Here is a 14,797-nt window from a genome sequence, read left to right as displayed (position 1 = left end):
GATTGGCGACGCTGGAACTACGGCAACGACGGCAGCTGCGTGTCCACGAGCCATGCGTCCCACAGACTTCGGGGGCACCCGAAGCGGGAGGCGAGGTCGGTGAAGTCCGCCGTCGCGACCGTCGAGTAGCGGTACTTGGAGGTCCATTCCTGGATCAGTCCGAAGAAGCGCTCGTCGCCGATGGTGCGCCGCACGGCGTGCAGTGCCAGTGCACCGCGCTTGTATACGCGGTCGTCGAAGATGCGGGCGGGCCCGGGATCGCTGAGCTGTAGGTCCATGGCCAGTCCGCGCTGAATGGTGTGTGCCCGCTTGGCCTTGTCGTGAGCCGTTGCGCCGCCGGAGTTCTCGGCCCAGATCCACTCGGAGTAGCAGGCGAATCCCTCGTGCAGCCAGATGTCGGCCCACTTGCCGAGGGTCAGCGAGTTGCCGAACCACTGGTGCGCCAGCTCGTGTGCCACCAGACGCTCGTAGTACCGGGAACCGGAACAGTGATTGGCACCGAAGATCGACAGCCCCTGCGCCTCGACCGGAATCTCGAGATCGTCGTCGGTCACCACCACGGTGTACGACGCGAAAGGGTAAGGGCCGTAGAGCCGTACGAACGTATCCATCATCTGCGGTTGACGACCGAAGTCGTGATCGAACTGCGCGCGCAGGCGCGGCGGAGTGATGGCCTTCATCGGCACCGGCCCCGGGCTGACGATGCGATGCTCGTACGGACCGATCTGAATGGTCGCGAGGTAACTGGCCATCGGCTCGGGCTGCTCGTACACCCAGGTGGTGCGGCTGGCGCGAGTCTGCTTGCGCACCAACGTTCCGTTGGCCACCGCGTAGTACGGCGAATCGGTGGTGATGGTGATGCCGTAGCTCGCCTTGGACACCGGATGGTCGTCGCACGGGAACCACGACGCGGCCCCGTTGGGCTGGCTGGCGACGATCGAGCCTTCGGTGAGCTCGTCCCAGCCGACCTCACCCCAGAAACCGTTGATGGGCTTGGGGGTTCCGCCGTACGACACCGTCACCACCAGTGCCGCGCCCGACGCGATGGGCTTGGCGGGCGTGATCTTCAGCTTGCCGCGCTGGTGGCTGAACTTCACCGATCGCGAGCCGTTGACCGACACCTTCGACACGTTCATCGCCGGGCCGAGATCGAACGCGAACTTCGACACCGTCGCCGTGGTGACCGCGGTGATCTTCGCCTTGCCCGTCAGCCGGTTGCTCTCGACCTTGTATTCGAGATCGAGTTCGTAGCGCGAGACGCGGTAGCCCCGATTTCCGTTCTGCGGAAGGTATGTATCGATCGGATTGTCGCTGGCATCGACGTCGAACACCGGTGCCACCAGCCTGTCTGGCACGAAAGATCACCCCTCGTTTCGGTCGTCGCGGATGCGCGGGAAGGGATCCCCCTTGGCCCAGGGCGCGATCGGATTGCCCTGCCAACGAGTATGCGCGGGAACCGTATCACCGCGCATCACCAGGGAGGCAGGCCCCACCGTCGCGCCGTCACCGATTCCCGATGCCGGCAGCGCGACACAGTGTGGTCCCAGTGTTGCGCCTCTACCGAGATCGACCGTGTCCATGGACATGATCCGATCATGGAACAGGTGCGTCTGCACAACGCACCCTCGGTTGACGGTCGCACCGTCGGCCAATGTCACCAGATCGGCCTCGGGAAGCCAGTACGTCTCGCACCAGACTCCGCGGCCGATATCGGCACCGAGCCATCGCAACCACATGTTCAACACGGCAGTGCCCTCGGCCGCGCGCGCGAACCACGGCGCGGCGACGGTCTCGACGAACGTGTCGGCCACCTCGTTGCGCCAGACGAACGAACTCCACAACGGATGATCGGTCTTGCCGATCCGGCCCACCCACAGCCACTTCGCCAACGCCGACACCGCAGCGGCCACGAAACCGGCGACGAGCAGCACGAGGCCACTGACCAGTGCCGCCAACCAATATCCGACGGCGTCGGCGACGGCGGTCAGCCCGAACAACACTCCGAGTCCGATGCCGAACGTCACGACGACGGGAATCAACCGACACGTCTCGACGAGCGAGCGGGCGACCTTCAGCTCGAGTGCCGGATCGAACGTGCGTGACGAGTCCGCGCTACCGGCGGCTCGACGTAGCCGCACCGGCGGGCTGCCGAGCCACGACGAGCCGGACTTCGCCTTGTCCGGAGTGGCGGACAGCACGGCGACCAGACCGTTCTTCGGGACGGTTCGGCCGGGACCGGTCATGCCGGAATTGCCGAGGAACGCTCGCTTGCCCACCTTCGCATCGCCCAGATGCATCCAGCCGCCGCCGAGTTCGTAACTGGCGACCATGGTGTCGTCGGCGAGGAATGCGCCGTCGGCGACCGTGGTGAACTTGGGGATCATCAGCACCGTCGACGCCTCGACGTCCTTGCCGATCTTCGCGCCGAGCAGCCGGAGCCAATGGGGCGTCAACAGCGACGCGTAGAGCGGGAACAGGAACGTGCGCGCCGAGTCCATCAGGCGCTCGGTGGCCCACACCTGCCAACCGATGCGGCTGCGCACCGGGTGGTAGCCGCCGACGAGGCCGATGCTGAGCACCCGCACCGCAACGACGGTGATCAGCGCGAACACCGCCAACGACACCAGCGTCGCCACGGGCAACATCACCAGACCACGCTCGAAGGCGTCGAGCACGGAGTCGGCGGTGTGAATCCACCAGCCCATCAGCACCAGGCTGACGCCGATCGAGAACAAAGCCATGCCGGACAGGAACAGAGATGCGACGCCGTAGGCGAATACCCAATGGGTTGCGCGTGGTGGAGCTTCCGCGGGCCACGGATGATCGGCCTTCCCGACCTTCTGAGCCGGCGAACCGGACCACATCTGGCCGGCCTTCACGCGTCCGACGACGGCGGAGCCTGCCGTGACGACCGCGTTCTTGCCGACCTTGGTGCCGGGCAGCAGCGTCGAGCGGGCACCGACGGTGGCACCGGCACCGATCTCGATGCCGCCGATGTAGACGAGATCGCCGTCGATCCAGTGACCGGACAGGTCCACCTCGGGCTCGATGGAGCAGCCGTCACCCAACTCGAGCAAGCCGGTGACCGGCGGCAGGGTGTGCAGGTCGACGCCCTTGCCGATCTTGGCACCGAGAGCGCGCGCGTAGTAGACCATCCACGGTGCGCCCGACAGGTTCGACGCACCACTGGCATCGGTCAATCTCGTTGCGGCCCAAAGCCTGATGTGCATGCTCCCGCCGCGCTCGTACGCGCCCGGTTTCAGCCCGGCCAACAGGATGCGCGATCCGATCACCGAGATAGCCATGCGGCCGACCGGGGTGATGAACAGGACGAATGCCAGGAGCACCCACCACCAGGACAGCGTCGGAGCCCAGGGCACGTCGCCGAACCAGGACATGACGTTGAACAGCAGTCCGAGCCAGGTGACCCACTGCAATCCGGTCAGGGTGGTCAACGGAACCGTTGCCGCGATCTGCGCCCATTGCGCGGTGCGCGAGGTCGGTGCGACCTCACGGGGAACGGCCTCGACGACCGGCTTCAGGTCGTCGAGATACTGCGCCAGCGAACCCAGCCGCGGGTGGTCGTAGAGCTGCGCGACGGTGATTTCGGGGAACCGCTCGCGCAGCGCCGTCACCAATTGCGCGGCCGACAGCGAACCGCCACCGTTGGCGAAGAAATCGGCGTTCTCGTCCGCGATCTGCGCGCCGAGGATGTTGGTCCACAGTTCGGCCACCCACCCCGCCGTGCCGCCGAGCGAGGAGGCACCCGCCATGCCGGGCAGGGGCCACGGCAGCGCATTGCGGTCGACCTTGCCCGAGGTACGCGTTGGCATCTCGTCGACCAACGCCAGGCGTGGAACCAGCGCCGCAGGCAACTGTTCGGCGAGCAACTCGCGAGCGGCTTCGAGATCGAAATCGGGGTTGGTGCTCGCGAGATATCCGACGAGCACCGAGTTACCGGCAGCCGTCTTGCGGATGGCGGCCGCCGCACCGCCGACGCCCGGAAGTGCTTGCAGCGCATTGTCTATCTCGCCGAGCTCGATGCGTCGACCGCCGAGCTTGACCTGGTCGTCGGCGCGACCCTGGAACAACAGACCTTCGAGCTCCAGCTTGACCAGATCGCCGCTGCGATACGCCCGTTCCCACCCGAGGGACGGCATGGGCGCGTACTTCTCGGCGTCCTTGGCCGGATCGAGATACCGAGCGAGTCCGACGCCCCCGATGACCAGCTCGCCGACTTCGCCGACCTGCACCGGGGTGCCGGAGCCGTCGACGACAGCGAGGTCCCACCCGTCGAGGGGGAGCCCGATCCGGACCGGACCCTTACCGTCCATGATCGCCGCACAGGCGACGACCGTCGCCTCGGTGGGGCCGTAGGTGTTCCAGACCTCACGGCCCTCGACGGCGAGCCGCTCGGCCAACTCCGGCGGGCAGGCTTCGCCGCCGAAGATGAGCAGCCGCACCGCTTCCAGAGCCACCGCGGGCCACAGCGACGCCAGCGTCGGGACCGTCGAGACGACACTGATGTCGCGGGAGACGAGCCACGGGCCGAGGTCGAAGCCGGACCGCACCAGAGACCTGGGCGCGGGAACCAGACACGCGCCGTGCCGCCACGCCAGCCACATCTCCTCGCACGACGCGTCGAACGCCACCGACAGTCCGGCCAGCACTCGGTCGCCCGGACCGAGCGGATCCTTCTGCAGGAACATGCGGGCCTCGGCGTCGACGAACGCCGCCGCGTTGCGATGACTGACGGCAACGCCCTTGGGAGTGCCCGTCGAACCCGAGGTGAAGATGACCCACGCGTCGTCCTGCGGGGTGGGCGGTCCGGCATTGTGTTCGGTGAGGTCGTGCTGAGGAACGTCCTGCTTGGGGGCAGTACCGGCCGCGATGCCGCCCGCGGTGACGATGGCCGTCACCTGCGCCTCGCCGAAGACCAACTCGGCCCTCTCCTCGGGGTCGTCCGCGTCCACCGGCACGTAGGCGGCACCGACCGCGAGGATCGACAGGATCGCGACGTAGAGGGAGAACGAACCCGACGGCATGCGGATTCCGACGCGATCGCCGCGCCTGACACCGGCGTTGGCGAGCCACTGAGCGCCCTCGGCGATGTCGTCCAACAACTCGGAGTAACTGACCGACACGGCACCGTCGTCGATCGCGGGGGCGTCGGGGAAGCGATGTGCCGTGTCGCGGAGGATGTCGATGAGCGTCCGGGCGGGTGGAGCCTGCGGCGAGCGAAGAAACGCCGCCGGGGCAGGTGCTGTGTCCGCGCTCGAACCCGGCAGATCGTTCTCTCGATGCACAGACAACCGGGCGTCCTTCTCGTTCGTTGCAAGTAACTCTGCGTTGGCAAGTGATTCTGTGGTGCTGGCGAGCAGCAGCGCCGTTGGTTATCTCACGTTCTGTTTGCCAGCAGGTGAACGAGCGCGCCTTCCCACCGCGGGAATCCTACTGCGGCGCAGGGGCGAGTCCCGGCTTGACAAAACGGCAGCGAGTTTGCGATTGTCTTTCCCACGGTCACGAGTACCAGCATCAAGCCCCGGCTAGCTGGTCGGCAACCCTCCTCCGCGGTGGGGTGCTCCGGGTGACGACCAGGCTGATGCCGGAAAACCGGCGCGGCAAGCGCGGACTCGTTCACCACGTCCTTCGGTTGCGGGTCCCTCGAACGTGAGGGCTTGATCTGTCATGACATCTGTACTCTCCCGCCCCTGTGCTCCTTTTGCCCCTGTTTCGGGCACGGATCTGCAGGTACCGCTGGTCCACGGCGGCACATGCACTTACGCGAACTTCGATTACGCCGCCAGCGCGCCGGCCCTGGACGCGGTGACCGATCGGATCGCCGAACTGCTGCCGTTCTACTCGAGCGTGCACCGGGGTGCCGGCTACGCCTCACGGGTCTCGACGGCGGCGTACGAGAAGGCTCGGGTGACGGTCGCTGATTTCGTTGGTGCGCACAGTGATTCGGTGGTGGTGTTCACGCGGAACACCACCGACTCGCTGAACCTGCTGGCCGCCTGCGTGCCGGGCGATACCGTGGTGCTCGACATCGAACACCACGCGAACCTGCTCCCGTGGCGCGATCGACGAGTGGTGGTGGCGGCGTCGACCCTCGCCGAGACCATCACGCGGCTCGACGTGGAGCTCGCCGCGAAACCTGCTGCACTACTGGCGATCACGGGCGCGTCCAACGTCACCGGTGAGGTACTTCCCATCGCGGAACTCGCAGCACTGGCGCACCGGCACGGCGCACGCATCGCGGTGGACGGCGCCCAGCTGGTTCCGCATCGGCGGGTCGACATCGCCGCACTCGGCGTGGACTATCTCGCGTTCTCGGGGCACAAGCTCTACGCCCCGTTCGGCGCGGGAGTGCTTGTGGGCACACGTGATTGGCTCGACGCCGGTGAGCCGCACCTGGCCGGCGGCGGCGCGGTGCGCAGCGTGAGCATCGACAACACCGACTGGGCTCCGGCACCGCAGCGGCACGAGGCGGGCACGCCCAACGTCCTCGGCGTTGTGGCTCTCGCCGCGGCCTGCGAGGCAATCGCCGGATTCGACGATGCCGAGCTGCAGGCGCACGAGCAGGAATTGTCGTCCCGACTGCGGCGCGGCCTGGCGGATCTGGACGGCGTCGAGCAGCTCCGGGTCTGGGCCGACGCGCCCGACAGTGTGGGCATCGTGACGTTCACCGTTGCCGGACGCGATCCCGGTGAGGTGGCTGCGTACCTGTCCGCCGAACACGGAATCGGCGTGCGCGACGGCAAGTTCTGCGCACACCCCCTGCTGAGCCGGCTGGGGCACGCGGCCGGAGCGGTTCGAGCCAGTATCGGCCTCGGCAGCTCGTCGGCCGATGTGGACCGACTCGTCGACGCTCTCGCCGCCCTGGTCGAGTCGGGACCGAACTGGCACTACGCGGAGGACGCCGGCTGGTGGAACCCGGTACCCGACCCGCGACCCTTCCCCGAGCTGGCCGACGGGGCCGCCGGGGTTGGATCCCCGTGCAGCCCCGCAGGCCGTTAGCATGGCGTCATGACCGTGAGTGTCGTGTGGACGGGCAACCGTCACTGGAGCAACAGATACGTGGATCTGTGCCGCACTGCGTCCGGGTCGTGTTCGAGTTCGGCTCCGCTCCGACCGAATGCGTTCACCGACTTCCAGAAACAGGATCACCACTCATGTCGCACAACTTCACCCGTGTCGCCGTCGAATTCTCTGCAGGTTGGACCGAACTGACCCTGCCGTCGGACGGTGACGTAGTCCGGATCCAGGCCTCCGACCTGCGCGAATCCCAGCAACACCGGGCCCGGGTGCGGGCCGAGGCAATCGAGCGCGGCGAATCTGCCGACAGTGCAGCAGTGTTTCTCGACCTCGAGATCCACATCGCAACCGACGCCCGGACGGCACGTCGGGAATTCGCCGCACTGGACGCGCCGAGCAGCCCGGCGTCCATCCGCTACGTCGGAACACCGGCGGGCCTGGCCAGTTTGATCTCCGATGTCACCGCGGCCGATGTGGCCGACGGCGTGACGTTGACGGTGCCAGGCGATGTCGCTCGCCAGTCGGTACTGATCAACAACGCAGTGTTGCCGCTGCTCGAATCGCGCGGCACCCGACTCGACATCGACGTCGTCGACTCGGTCCTCGGCGCACCCATCGCCCCGACACTCGCGTCCTGAGCCCCGACAGTGGGGCAGGGTCAGGTGACGTCGATCGCCAGACCCGCGGTGATGCGCACCAACTCGGTGAACGTGGACCGAAAGATCGTGTTGGTGTGACCGGCGGCCGCCCACACCTCGGCATACCCGGCCAGATCCTGGTCGACGAACGTGTCCAGATTGGTGGGGTGGCCGACCGGTGCGATCCCCCCGATCGGCTGCCCGGTTGCGTGCTTGGCCGTGTCCAGGGGCGCGCGCATCAGCGTCCCGCCCAGACGCTCACCGGTGTGCTCGAGATGAACGTTGTGGGCACCGGAAACCAGTAGTAGTACCGGCTCGTCGTCGAGCAGAAACACCATCGACTTCACGATCGCACCTACCTCGACGCCCAGCGCCGCGGCAGCATCGGCGGCGGTGTGCGTGCCCTCAGGGCTGTTGACCACCACACCGTGATGGCCGCGAGAGATCAGAGTGTCGGCAACATGGGCTGCATTCGGATAAAGTAGCCGGGTCATGTGCCAACCCTATTGCCCCGCGACCGTTTACGCAGATGCTTGCTTATCCGGTCATTCCGCAGGCTCCACTCCCGCCTTACTGGGTCGTTCCTGCAGGCTCCACTCCCGCGAGATCACCGAACAGTCTCAATCGCGCCATCCCGCCGTCGGGGAAGATGTCCATGCGGACCTCGGAGACAGGGGTGTCGTGGGTGAGGACGAAGCGATGCCGGGTGTCGGGCTGCAGCGTCGTACGCGGCAACAGTTCGATCCACTCGCCGTCGCCGAGCCGGCCGCGCAGAGATGCCGCACCGGGCGCGTTTCCGAGGAAGCAGGTGGTGTCGAGTTCGGCCAGAGAGATGAGCCCGGTGCCGGCGAGCTGCACCTGGACCCAGTCGTTCGCCTCGTTGCGTCGACGCGAGGTCTCCCAGCCTTCACCCATCGACCGTGGGGGTCCGGGGAAGAGCAGGTTGTTGGGCGAGCTGTAGAACATGTTCGAGCATGCCGAGACGTACGCGCCGTTCTCGAGTGCAGCCAGGTCCACCGGCCCGGCAGCGAGAAATTTCGGGTCGGGCTTGCCGCGGCCGAGCACCCGCAACCGCGCCACTCCGCCGTCGGGATAGATCGACAGCTTCACGTGCGTCCACCGAGCATCGGAGGCGACGGTGAACCTGTTCTCGCTGTCGCCGTCGACCGAGCTGCGCGGGACGATCGTGGTCCACTCCGTCTGGGTGTGAAGCTCCTCCGGTGACGGAAAGCCGTCGACCTCGGCGGCCTCGATCGAGATCTCCGGCGGATAGTTTCCGGTGAACCACGCGGTGTCGACAACGACCGCCGAGACGACACCCGGCGCTCCGAGACGAACGATGGCCTCGTCGTAGCCGGCCTCGCGTCGGCGTCGTGTCTCCCACCCGTCGTAGATCTGGCCCTTGTGTCCGAATGTCGCCGTCGAGTAGTCGGCTTTTCCTGGCCGGACGAGATTCTCCTTCTCCGCGAACGTCTCGTCGTTCGCCCACACGACTGCGCCTCCGAGTGTGCGGACGGCGAGATCGGGCAGTGGCAAGGGGAAGTTGGCGGTCATGGGATCACACTTTACTGGTCGCGCGTGCGGCCATCGGGTTGTGTGCGGACCGGCGACGCAGTGCTGCCGCGCCCATCAGCAGCGTGCCGATCACGATGTACAGAGCAAGTGCGAGTACGGGTTGCCCCAGTCCGGTGCCGGAGAAGTACACGATGCTGCGCACGCCCTCGGTGCCGATGCCCGGAGTGATCCACCGACCGATGGAAGCGTAGAGTGAGGGAAGGACGTCAGCTCCGAAAGCGCCTCCTGCGCTCGGGTTTCCGAGAATCACGAACAGTACGATCGCGGCCGGAACCGCGGCGACCCCGATCAGTGCGCGCAGGCCCATGGTGAACAGACCGGTGGCGAAGACCACGCCGGTGCCCAGTAATGCGAGCGGAAACCAATGGCCGGCAAACGTTTCCAGGACATGGGTGGTGAGGAAGGCGCCGAGTGCACCCGAGGTGACGGCGTAGGCAGCGAGAATTCCGACGTGCGAACAGGTTTCGCGACGCGACTGTGGTGCCCCGATCAGCAGTCCGAATGCTGCCGCCAGCAGGTAGCCGCCGACGACCCAGCCGACCGAGAGGTAGAAGCCGGACAGCCCCCGGTTGTCGTGTACTCCCACCGGAATCTCGTCGCGGACCACGAACTGGCGACCCTGCGAGGCCTCGACCTCGGTGAAGATCGAGTCGAGGGCGGTGGCCACGGAACTGCCCGCCGCGCTCGCGGTGATGAGGGTGTCCGTTCCGTCGGCACCGATGACGTACGCCCCGAGAATGTCCCGGTCGCGGAGCAGTGAACGGACCTCTGCGGTATCGGCTGCGGTGCGTGCCGCGAGCGGCGTGCCGTCGATGGCGTCGAGGCGGTCGGCGGTCTGCTGGTCCAGTCCCTCGGGGAGGCCGGGCTCGGTCACCACCGCGATGGGGATGGCGTGCGGCGTCGGCTGATGGAAGGCCGAGACGTAGCTGAGGATGAAGCCGAGCTGAAGTACCAGCACCGCGGCAGCGAGCAGTGACATCTTGCGCATGGGTGACTCCTGAATCTTGTCGATACCCGAGGTATTCAATACTCTAGGTATCGTGAATGCGGAGGAGCAAGAAAAGTGGGGGCCGACACAGGATCGGCGACGACCCCAACGCACCGACGTTCGGGACCGACTGCTCGCCGCGGCAGCCGACGAATTCACCGAACGCGGCTATGCCGCAGCGAAACTCACCGATATCGCCGACAGAGCCGGCTTCACCAAGGGAGCCGTCTATTCCAATTTCGAGTCCAAGCAAGCGCTGTTCGCCGAACTGCTCGCCCGCCGTTCCCTCGACCTCGCCGCCCGCGTACTGGCCCACGTATCCGATCTGGACTCCGGTGCAGCGGCAGGAGCGGGCGGCGGCGAAATAGCGTCCTGGGTGGTGGCCGAACCCCGGTGGCCCCTGCTGACCGTCGAATTCGGCATCCTCGCCGGACGCGACCCTGCCGTCGCCGAGCGGTACCGCACCGACCGTCGCGCGCTGCGCGGGGAGCTCGAACGCCTCATCGCCGAGCACGCAGGGCGGTGGGGAGTCGGCAAGAACTTCGATGCGCGACGCCTCGCGACGTCACTGGCGGCATTGATCTCCGGATTGGCCGTCGAACATTCGGTGGATCCGGAGGAGATCGACGAGGGAGTCATCGCCGACGCGGTGTCGGAACTGTTCGCGGGAGCGATAGCCAGAACACATCTCGATTGAGCGAGACCGCACCGGGTAACCGCACAAGATGAATGCCCAGAATCCAGACCCCGACGTCACCACAGGACTCGAAGCGGGAGGCGGCGTCACGCCAGGAGACACCCCGCCCGCCGAAACCGGAATCGGCGGTCCGAACCATGAGCCGCCGCAGCGCAGCCGGGTGATGCCCATCGTCGTCATCTGCGTCGTGGCATTGCTGGCGATCCTGATCGCCGGTGGACTGATCGGTCGCGTCGTCGGTTTGTTCGGCTGATCCCCGACCGAGCTCAGTACTGGGGCCAACCGCCTTCGGGCCCCAGCAGGCGATCCAATCTGGTGTGGTTGATCTTCGCCAGCTCGTCGCGCATGATCTTGCGCTCGGTCTGATCGTCGTTGTCGAGGCGATGGCCCAGATCGACCAGGATGTCTCGCGGCTCGAAGCCCTCGGGCTCGAACAACCGGCTGGACGCGTACGGGTAACCGAACCGGTCCTCGTACGCCCTGGCCGCAGTTCCCAGTGCCCCGCGAGTGTCGGTGTCCATGGCCGCGCACACCTTGCTCGGCTCCGGTAGCGTCGCGGCGAGCGAATCCACATCCCCGTCCGAGAGTTCGGTCAGTTCCGCGTCGGCTGCGGCGAACAGGTCAGCCCGTGAGCGGTACCTGCGGCCGTCTGCCACCCTGGACGCCCACGCCACCGAGCAGCAGCACTCGTACAGCGCATGGACCGCCTTGCGGCGCGGCAGATCGTTGAACGTCTCCAGGCCCAGTCCCTGATGCATCAACATGAGTCGATGATGGGCGCGATTCGATGCATGTACCAGAGCTGAGCAGGGACTTAGCGCAGACGTTACGCGCCGTAACATGCGGTGCAGCATTGTGCGACGCTGCCGCTAGGCTCGCAGGCATGACGGAACGAACCTGGAACGCCTTCTCCGTGGAGATCGCGGACCACATCGCGAACGTGACACTTCTCGGACCGGGCAAGGGCAACGCCATGGGCCCGGACTTCTGGAGCGAAAGCCCCGAGCTGTTCGCGCAGCTCGACGCCGATCCCGAGGTTCGGGCTGTCGTGCTCGCGGGCTCGGGTAAGAACTTCACCTACGGACTCGACCTCGCAGCGATGGCAGGAACATTCGGTCCGCTGATGGCCGACAAGGCATTGGCCGGTCCCCGAACGTCGTTCCACGACACCATCAAGACGATGCAGAAGGCCATCAACGCGGTTGCCGACTGCCGCAAACCCGTCGTCGCGGCGGTTCAGGGCTGGTGCATCGGCGGCGGCGTCGACCTCATCACCGCCGCGGACGTGCGGTACGCGAGCGCCGACGCGAAGTTCAGCGTGCGCGAGGTCCGGGTCGCGATCGTCGCGGACATGGGGTCGTTGGCCCGACTGCCCGCGATCATCGGCGATGGCCACATGCGTGAGCTCGCTCTGACGGGCAAGGACATCGATGCCGCGCGCGCCGAGAAGATCGGCCTGGTCAACGACGTGTTCGAGGACCACGACGCCACCCTGGCCGCTGCTCGTGACTGCGCCGCCGCCATCGCTGCGAATCCGCCTCTGGTGGTGCAGGGCATCAAGACCGTGCTCGACCATTCCCGATCTTCCAGCGTCGACGACTCGCTTCGCTACGTCGCGGCCTGGAACGCCGCCTTCCTCGCCTCGCACGATCTCACCGAGGCGATCACCTCGGTGTTCGAGAAGCGACCGGCGCAGTTCACCGGTAACTGACGTGGTCGAGTTCGCCGAGGAACTGGGCACGCAGCTGGTTCGGCTGCAACGCTTGCGCGAGCGGAACATCGCCCAGATCTCGTCTTCGGGCGGTGTCGACGGGGCTGCTTACGTATGCTTGTTCCGCCTGCTGCGTGACGGGCCGATGAGATCCAGTGAGCTGGCCACGATGGTGAACTCGGATCCGTCGACGGTGAGCAGGCAGGTGGCTCAACTGGTCGAACGGGGGCACGTCGAGCGTGTGCCCGACGAGAGAGACGGAAGGGCCTTCGTTCTCGCCGTGACGCAGTCCGGGCGGGACGTGGCCGCGGCAATTCAGCAACGCCGTACCGAATCTCTCGGTCGGGTGATCGAGGGGTGGGATCGCGAGGACCGGGCGTCACTGGTCGCTTTGCTGGATCGTTTCTTGACCGATTACGAAGAAATGAGACCGGACCTTCCGGCCCGACGCGCAGGTAGCGTCTGAGCCGCCGACAGTCGACAAGGGATCGTTTCGTAGAGGTGCGCGACGAGTCGGGACAACCGGTTCGGACGGAGGGGGCGCGGTGCCAATGGATCGCGATCGACCGCCGCACGGTCCGGCGAGCGGACCGCGAGTCGGTTCGGTGAGGCTCGAACGTCGCGTCGCGCTCGGGATCGCCGCCTTGGTTCCCTCGTTCGGTCTGATCGGGGCCATCGCGATGTTCTCCGACGACGGTCCCGCGTGCACGACCGCGAAGGTCGTCTGTCTGCTGGTGCTGATCTCGACCGTCCCGGTGGGAGCGTGGTGGCTTCGGCGTTCGCTGGATGCGTCGCACATGCCCGGGTGGTTCGTGGTGTACGCCGACGTGGGCGTCGCAGCGATGTTGCTCACCTTCGCCGGCCGCGACCTGGCTCTGAACGGGGCGGCCCTGTTCGCGGTGATCGGCATCTACATCGTCTACTTCGCCCGGCGGCGAGTGCTCGGATTCCACATGCTGTTCGTCAATGTGGCGGTCGTAATTCTGGCGGCGCTGGCGCTGGCGGAGGACACTCACGATCTGGCGTCGACCGCCGCCAGGACCCTCGCGACGCTGCTGGTGGTCAATTCGGTGCTGGTGTTTCGCGCCGTGATTCAACATCAACTCGATCTCGCCAACACCGACTCGCTGACCGGTCTGCTCAACAGGCGCGGCCTGGAACTGCGATTCGAACGCATGATGGCCTCGCTCGACGCGGATCGTTCGGTGGCGTTGATGGTTGTCGATCTCGATCAGTTCAAACAGGTCAACGACACCTACGGCCATGCAGTGGGCGACCGCGTGCTGCGTCGCACGGCTCGTAGATTGAAGAGCGCCACGGGGGCGCGGCCGTGTGTGGCCCGCACCGGAGGTGAGGAATTCACCATCGCGCTGCCGGTCACGGAAGCCGCGGCGCACTCGATTGCCGACGAGATCCGCGAATCCGTCCACGATTCGCTCGACGACGTACCGGTGACGGTCAGCGTCGGTGTGGCGATGATCAACGGCAGCCGCTGGTCGGACGCAGCAGAGTCGGGTGACGGGGAGGACCTGCTGCACAACGTTCTGCTCGACGCCGACGCCGCGATGTACGAGTCCAAGCACGCGGGCGGAAACAGAGCGACGGTGTATGCCGGCGAATGATCCGCCGGCGTACACCGTCGTCGTTCGGGGAAGAACGTGTGACTTCCGTCAGCGCAAGGCGCTCTTGGGGTCGTTCCACAGCTGATCGGTGAAGTCCTCCAACGCGACGAGCACGATGGTGTCCTCGGTGCGGCGCAGAATCGACTTACTGGCGCGGACCTGCACGATATCGCCGGTCTTGTCGGTCATCCGCCACAGAGAATCCGCGCGGGTGGCCACCGTGGTGAGGAACATGTCCGCGACATTGACGCCCTCCGGTGCCCGGTCGGGGAAGATGTCGTGCAGGTGGAAGTCCTCCCGCTCGGTGCGGTCCAGGCCGAACAGATCGTCGAAGGCCTCGTTCGCGAACACGATGGCACCGGTGGGATCGACGGCAAGGATCGGCACCGGAATTCGGTCGAGGACGACCGTGACCGGCAGATCGGGAAACTGCGTCGGATCCGAGATCGGTCGCGAATCCAGATTGCGCCGATCACCGTTGGAAGTGCTGTCGGTCATGCGTTTCCCCAAACTAGTTTCGTCGGCGTT

At 66.4% G+C, this 14,797-nt stretch carries 14 protein-coding genes and 1 riboswitch; of the genes, 7 read left to right on the top strand and 7 right to left on the bottom strand.

Features of this window, described 5'->3' with window-relative positions:
* Positions 1-17: 17 nt before the first annotated feature.
* Entirely contained in the window at positions 18-1,355 is a 1,338-nt protein-coding gene (locus CH274_RS21450; protein ID WP_094658876.1) for a M1 family metallopeptidase, read from the bottom strand.
* Between the two features lie 6 nt (positions 1,356-1,361).
* Positions 1,362-5,306 carry a Pls/PosA family non-ribosomal peptide synthetase gene (locus CH274_RS21445; RefSeq protein ID WP_256993682.1) on the bottom strand — a complete coding sequence of 1,315 codons (3,945 nt, stop codon included), beginning with the start codon at positions 5,304-5,306 and terminating at the stop codon, positions 1,362-1,364.
* Positions 5,307-5,518: 212 nt separating this feature from the next.
* A riboswitch (SAM riboswitch) is annotated at positions 5,519-5,634 on the top strand.
* 54 nt (positions 5,635-5,688) lie between these two features.
* Here CH274_RS21445 and CH274_RS21440 point away from each other — a divergent pair.
* Together CH274_RS21440 and CH274_RS21435 are read left to right on the top strand one after the other, a co-directional pair.
* Entirely contained in the window at positions 5,689-7,020 is a 1,332-nt protein-coding gene (locus tag CH274_RS21440) for an aminotransferase class V-fold PLP-dependent enzyme (protein ID WP_094658875.1), read from the top strand.
* Positions 7,021-7,175: 155 nt separating this feature from the next.
* Positions 7,176-7,676 carry a hypothetical protein gene (locus CH274_RS21435; RefSeq protein WP_094658874.1) on the top strand — a complete coding sequence of 167 codons (501 nt, stop codon included), beginning with the start codon at positions 7,176-7,178 and terminating at the stop codon, positions 7,674-7,676.
* 20 nt (positions 7,677-7,696) lie between these two features.
* Here the strand turns inward: CH274_RS21435 and CH274_RS21430 are convergent, their stop codons facing one another.
* The 3 genes from CH274_RS21430 to CH274_RS21420 all read right to left on the bottom strand — a co-directional run bounded on the left by CH274_RS21430 (position 7,697) and on the right by CH274_RS21420 (position 10,239).
* The gene (locus CH274_RS21430) at positions 7,697-8,170 is read right to left on the bottom strand and encodes a YbaK/EbsC family protein (protein ID WP_094658873.1); all 474 of its coding nucleotides are present in this window, start codon (positions 8,168-8,170) and stop codon (positions 7,697-7,699) included.
* A 76-nt stretch (positions 8,171-8,246) separates the two neighbouring features.
* Complete coding sequence (gene alc / locus CH274_RS21425) at positions 8,247-9,230, bottom strand: allantoicase (protein ID WP_032395180.1); 984 nt, start codon at positions 9,228-9,230, stop codon at positions 8,247-8,249.
* Positions 9,231-9,234: 4 nt separating this feature from the next.
* Entirely contained in the window at positions 9,235-10,239 is a 1,005-nt protein-coding gene (locus CH274_RS21420) for a hypothetical protein (RefSeq protein WP_094658872.1), read from the bottom strand.
* 52 nt (positions 10,240-10,291) lie between these two features.
* Between CH274_RS21420 and CH274_RS21415 the strand changes: the two genes are divergently transcribed.
* Both CH274_RS21415 and CH274_RS21410 read left to right on the top strand, forming a co-directional pair.
* A complete protein-coding gene (locus tag CH274_RS21415; RefSeq protein WP_176459165.1) occupies positions 10,292-10,936 on the top strand; it encodes a TetR/AcrR family transcriptional regulator in 645 nt (214 codons plus the stop codon).
* A 28-nt stretch (positions 10,937-10,964) separates the two neighbouring features.
* Entirely contained in the window at positions 10,965-11,189 is a 225-nt protein-coding gene (locus CH274_RS21410; protein ID WP_032395178.1) for a DUF6480 family protein, read from the top strand.
* A gap of 13 nt (positions 11,190-11,202) precedes the next feature.
* Here the strand turns inward: CH274_RS21410 and CH274_RS21405 are convergent, their stop codons facing one another.
* Complete coding sequence (locus CH274_RS21405; RefSeq protein WP_032395177.1) at positions 11,203-11,700, bottom strand: 2-oxo-4-hydroxy-4-carboxy-5-ureidoimidazoline decarboxylase; 498 nt, start codon at positions 11,698-11,700, stop codon at positions 11,203-11,205.
* Positions 11,701-11,819: 119 nt separating this feature from the next.
* Here CH274_RS21405 and CH274_RS21400 point away from each other — a divergent pair, with 119 nt between their 5' ends.
* The 3 genes from CH274_RS21400 to CH274_RS21390 all read left to right on the top strand — a co-directional run bounded on the left by CH274_RS21400 (position 11,820) and on the right by CH274_RS21390 (position 14,269).
* The gene (locus tag CH274_RS21400) at positions 11,820-12,647 is read left to right on the top strand and encodes a crotonase/enoyl-CoA hydratase family protein (protein ID WP_032395176.1); all 828 of its coding nucleotides are present in this window, start codon (positions 11,820-11,822) and stop codon (positions 12,645-12,647) included.
* Between the two features lies 1 nt (position 12,648).
* Complete coding sequence (locus tag CH274_RS21395) at positions 12,649-13,113, top strand: MarR family winged helix-turn-helix transcriptional regulator (protein WP_032395175.1); 465 nt, start codon at positions 12,649-12,651, stop codon at positions 13,111-13,113.
* 85 nt (positions 13,114-13,198) lie between these two features.
* The gene (locus tag CH274_RS21390) at positions 13,199-14,269 is read left to right on the top strand and encodes a sensor domain-containing diguanylate cyclase (protein ID WP_094658871.1); all 1,071 of its coding nucleotides are present in this window, start codon (positions 13,199-13,201) and stop codon (positions 14,267-14,269) included.
* Between the two features lie 48 nt (positions 14,270-14,317).
* Here CH274_RS21390 and CH274_RS21385 read toward each other — a convergent pair whose 3' ends face one another.
* A complete protein-coding gene (locus tag CH274_RS21385; protein WP_032395173.1) occupies positions 14,318-14,767 on the bottom strand; it encodes a PAS domain-containing protein in 450 nt (149 codons plus the stop codon).
* Between the last annotated feature and the right edge of the window lie 30 nt (positions 14,768-14,797).

Source organism: Rhodococcus sp. 06-418-5, assembly GCF_002258285.1.
Taxonomy (GTDB): domain Bacteria; phylum Actinomycetota; class Actinomycetes; order Mycobacteriales; family Mycobacteriaceae; genus Rhodococcoides.
The sequence above is the reverse complement of the archived record's forward strand: the minus strand, read 5'-3'. Positions and strand labels throughout refer to the sequence as shown.

What these genes read in the sequence shown, in the direction of transcription:
- CH274_RS21440 (WP_094658875.1), top strand. Translation starts at nt 5,689, where the DNA reads ATGACATCTGTACTCTCCCGCCCCTGTGCTCCTTTTGCCCCTGTTTCG.
- CH274_RS21435 (WP_094658874.1), top strand. Translation starts at nt 7,176, where the DNA reads ATGTCGCACAACTTCACCCGTGTCGCCGTCGAATTCTCTGCAGGTTGG.
- CH274_RS21430 (WP_094658873.1), bottom strand. Translation starts at nt 8,170, where the DNA reads ATGACCCGGCTACTTTATCCGAATGCAGCCCATGTTGCCGACACTCTG.
- alc (WP_032395180.1), bottom strand. Translation starts at nt 9,230, where the DNA reads ATGACCGCCAACTTCCCCTTGCCACTGCCCGATCTCGCCGTCCGCACA.
- CH274_RS21420 (WP_094658872.1), bottom strand. Translation starts at nt 10,239, where the DNA reads ATGCGCAAGATGTCACTGCTCGCTGCCGCGGTGCTGGTACTTCAGCTC.
- CH274_RS21410 (WP_032395178.1), top strand. Translation starts at nt 10,965, where the DNA reads ATGAATGCCCAGAATCCAGACCCCGACGTCACCACAGGACTCGAAGCG.
- CH274_RS21405 (WP_032395177.1), bottom strand. Translation starts at nt 11,700, where the DNA reads ATGTTGATGCATCAGGGACTGGGCCTGGAGACGTTCAACGATCTGCCG.
- CH274_RS21400 (WP_032395176.1), top strand. Translation starts at nt 11,820, where the DNA reads ATGACGGAACGAACCTGGAACGCCTTCTCCGTGGAGATCGCGGACCAC.
- CH274_RS21390 (WP_094658871.1), top strand. Translation starts at nt 13,199, where the DNA reads ATGGATCGCGATCGACCGCCGCACGGTCCGGCGAGCGGACCGCGAGTC.
- CH274_RS21385 (WP_032395173.1), bottom strand. Translation starts at nt 14,767, where the DNA reads ATGACCGACAGCACTTCCAACGGTGATCGGCGCAATCTGGATTCGCGA.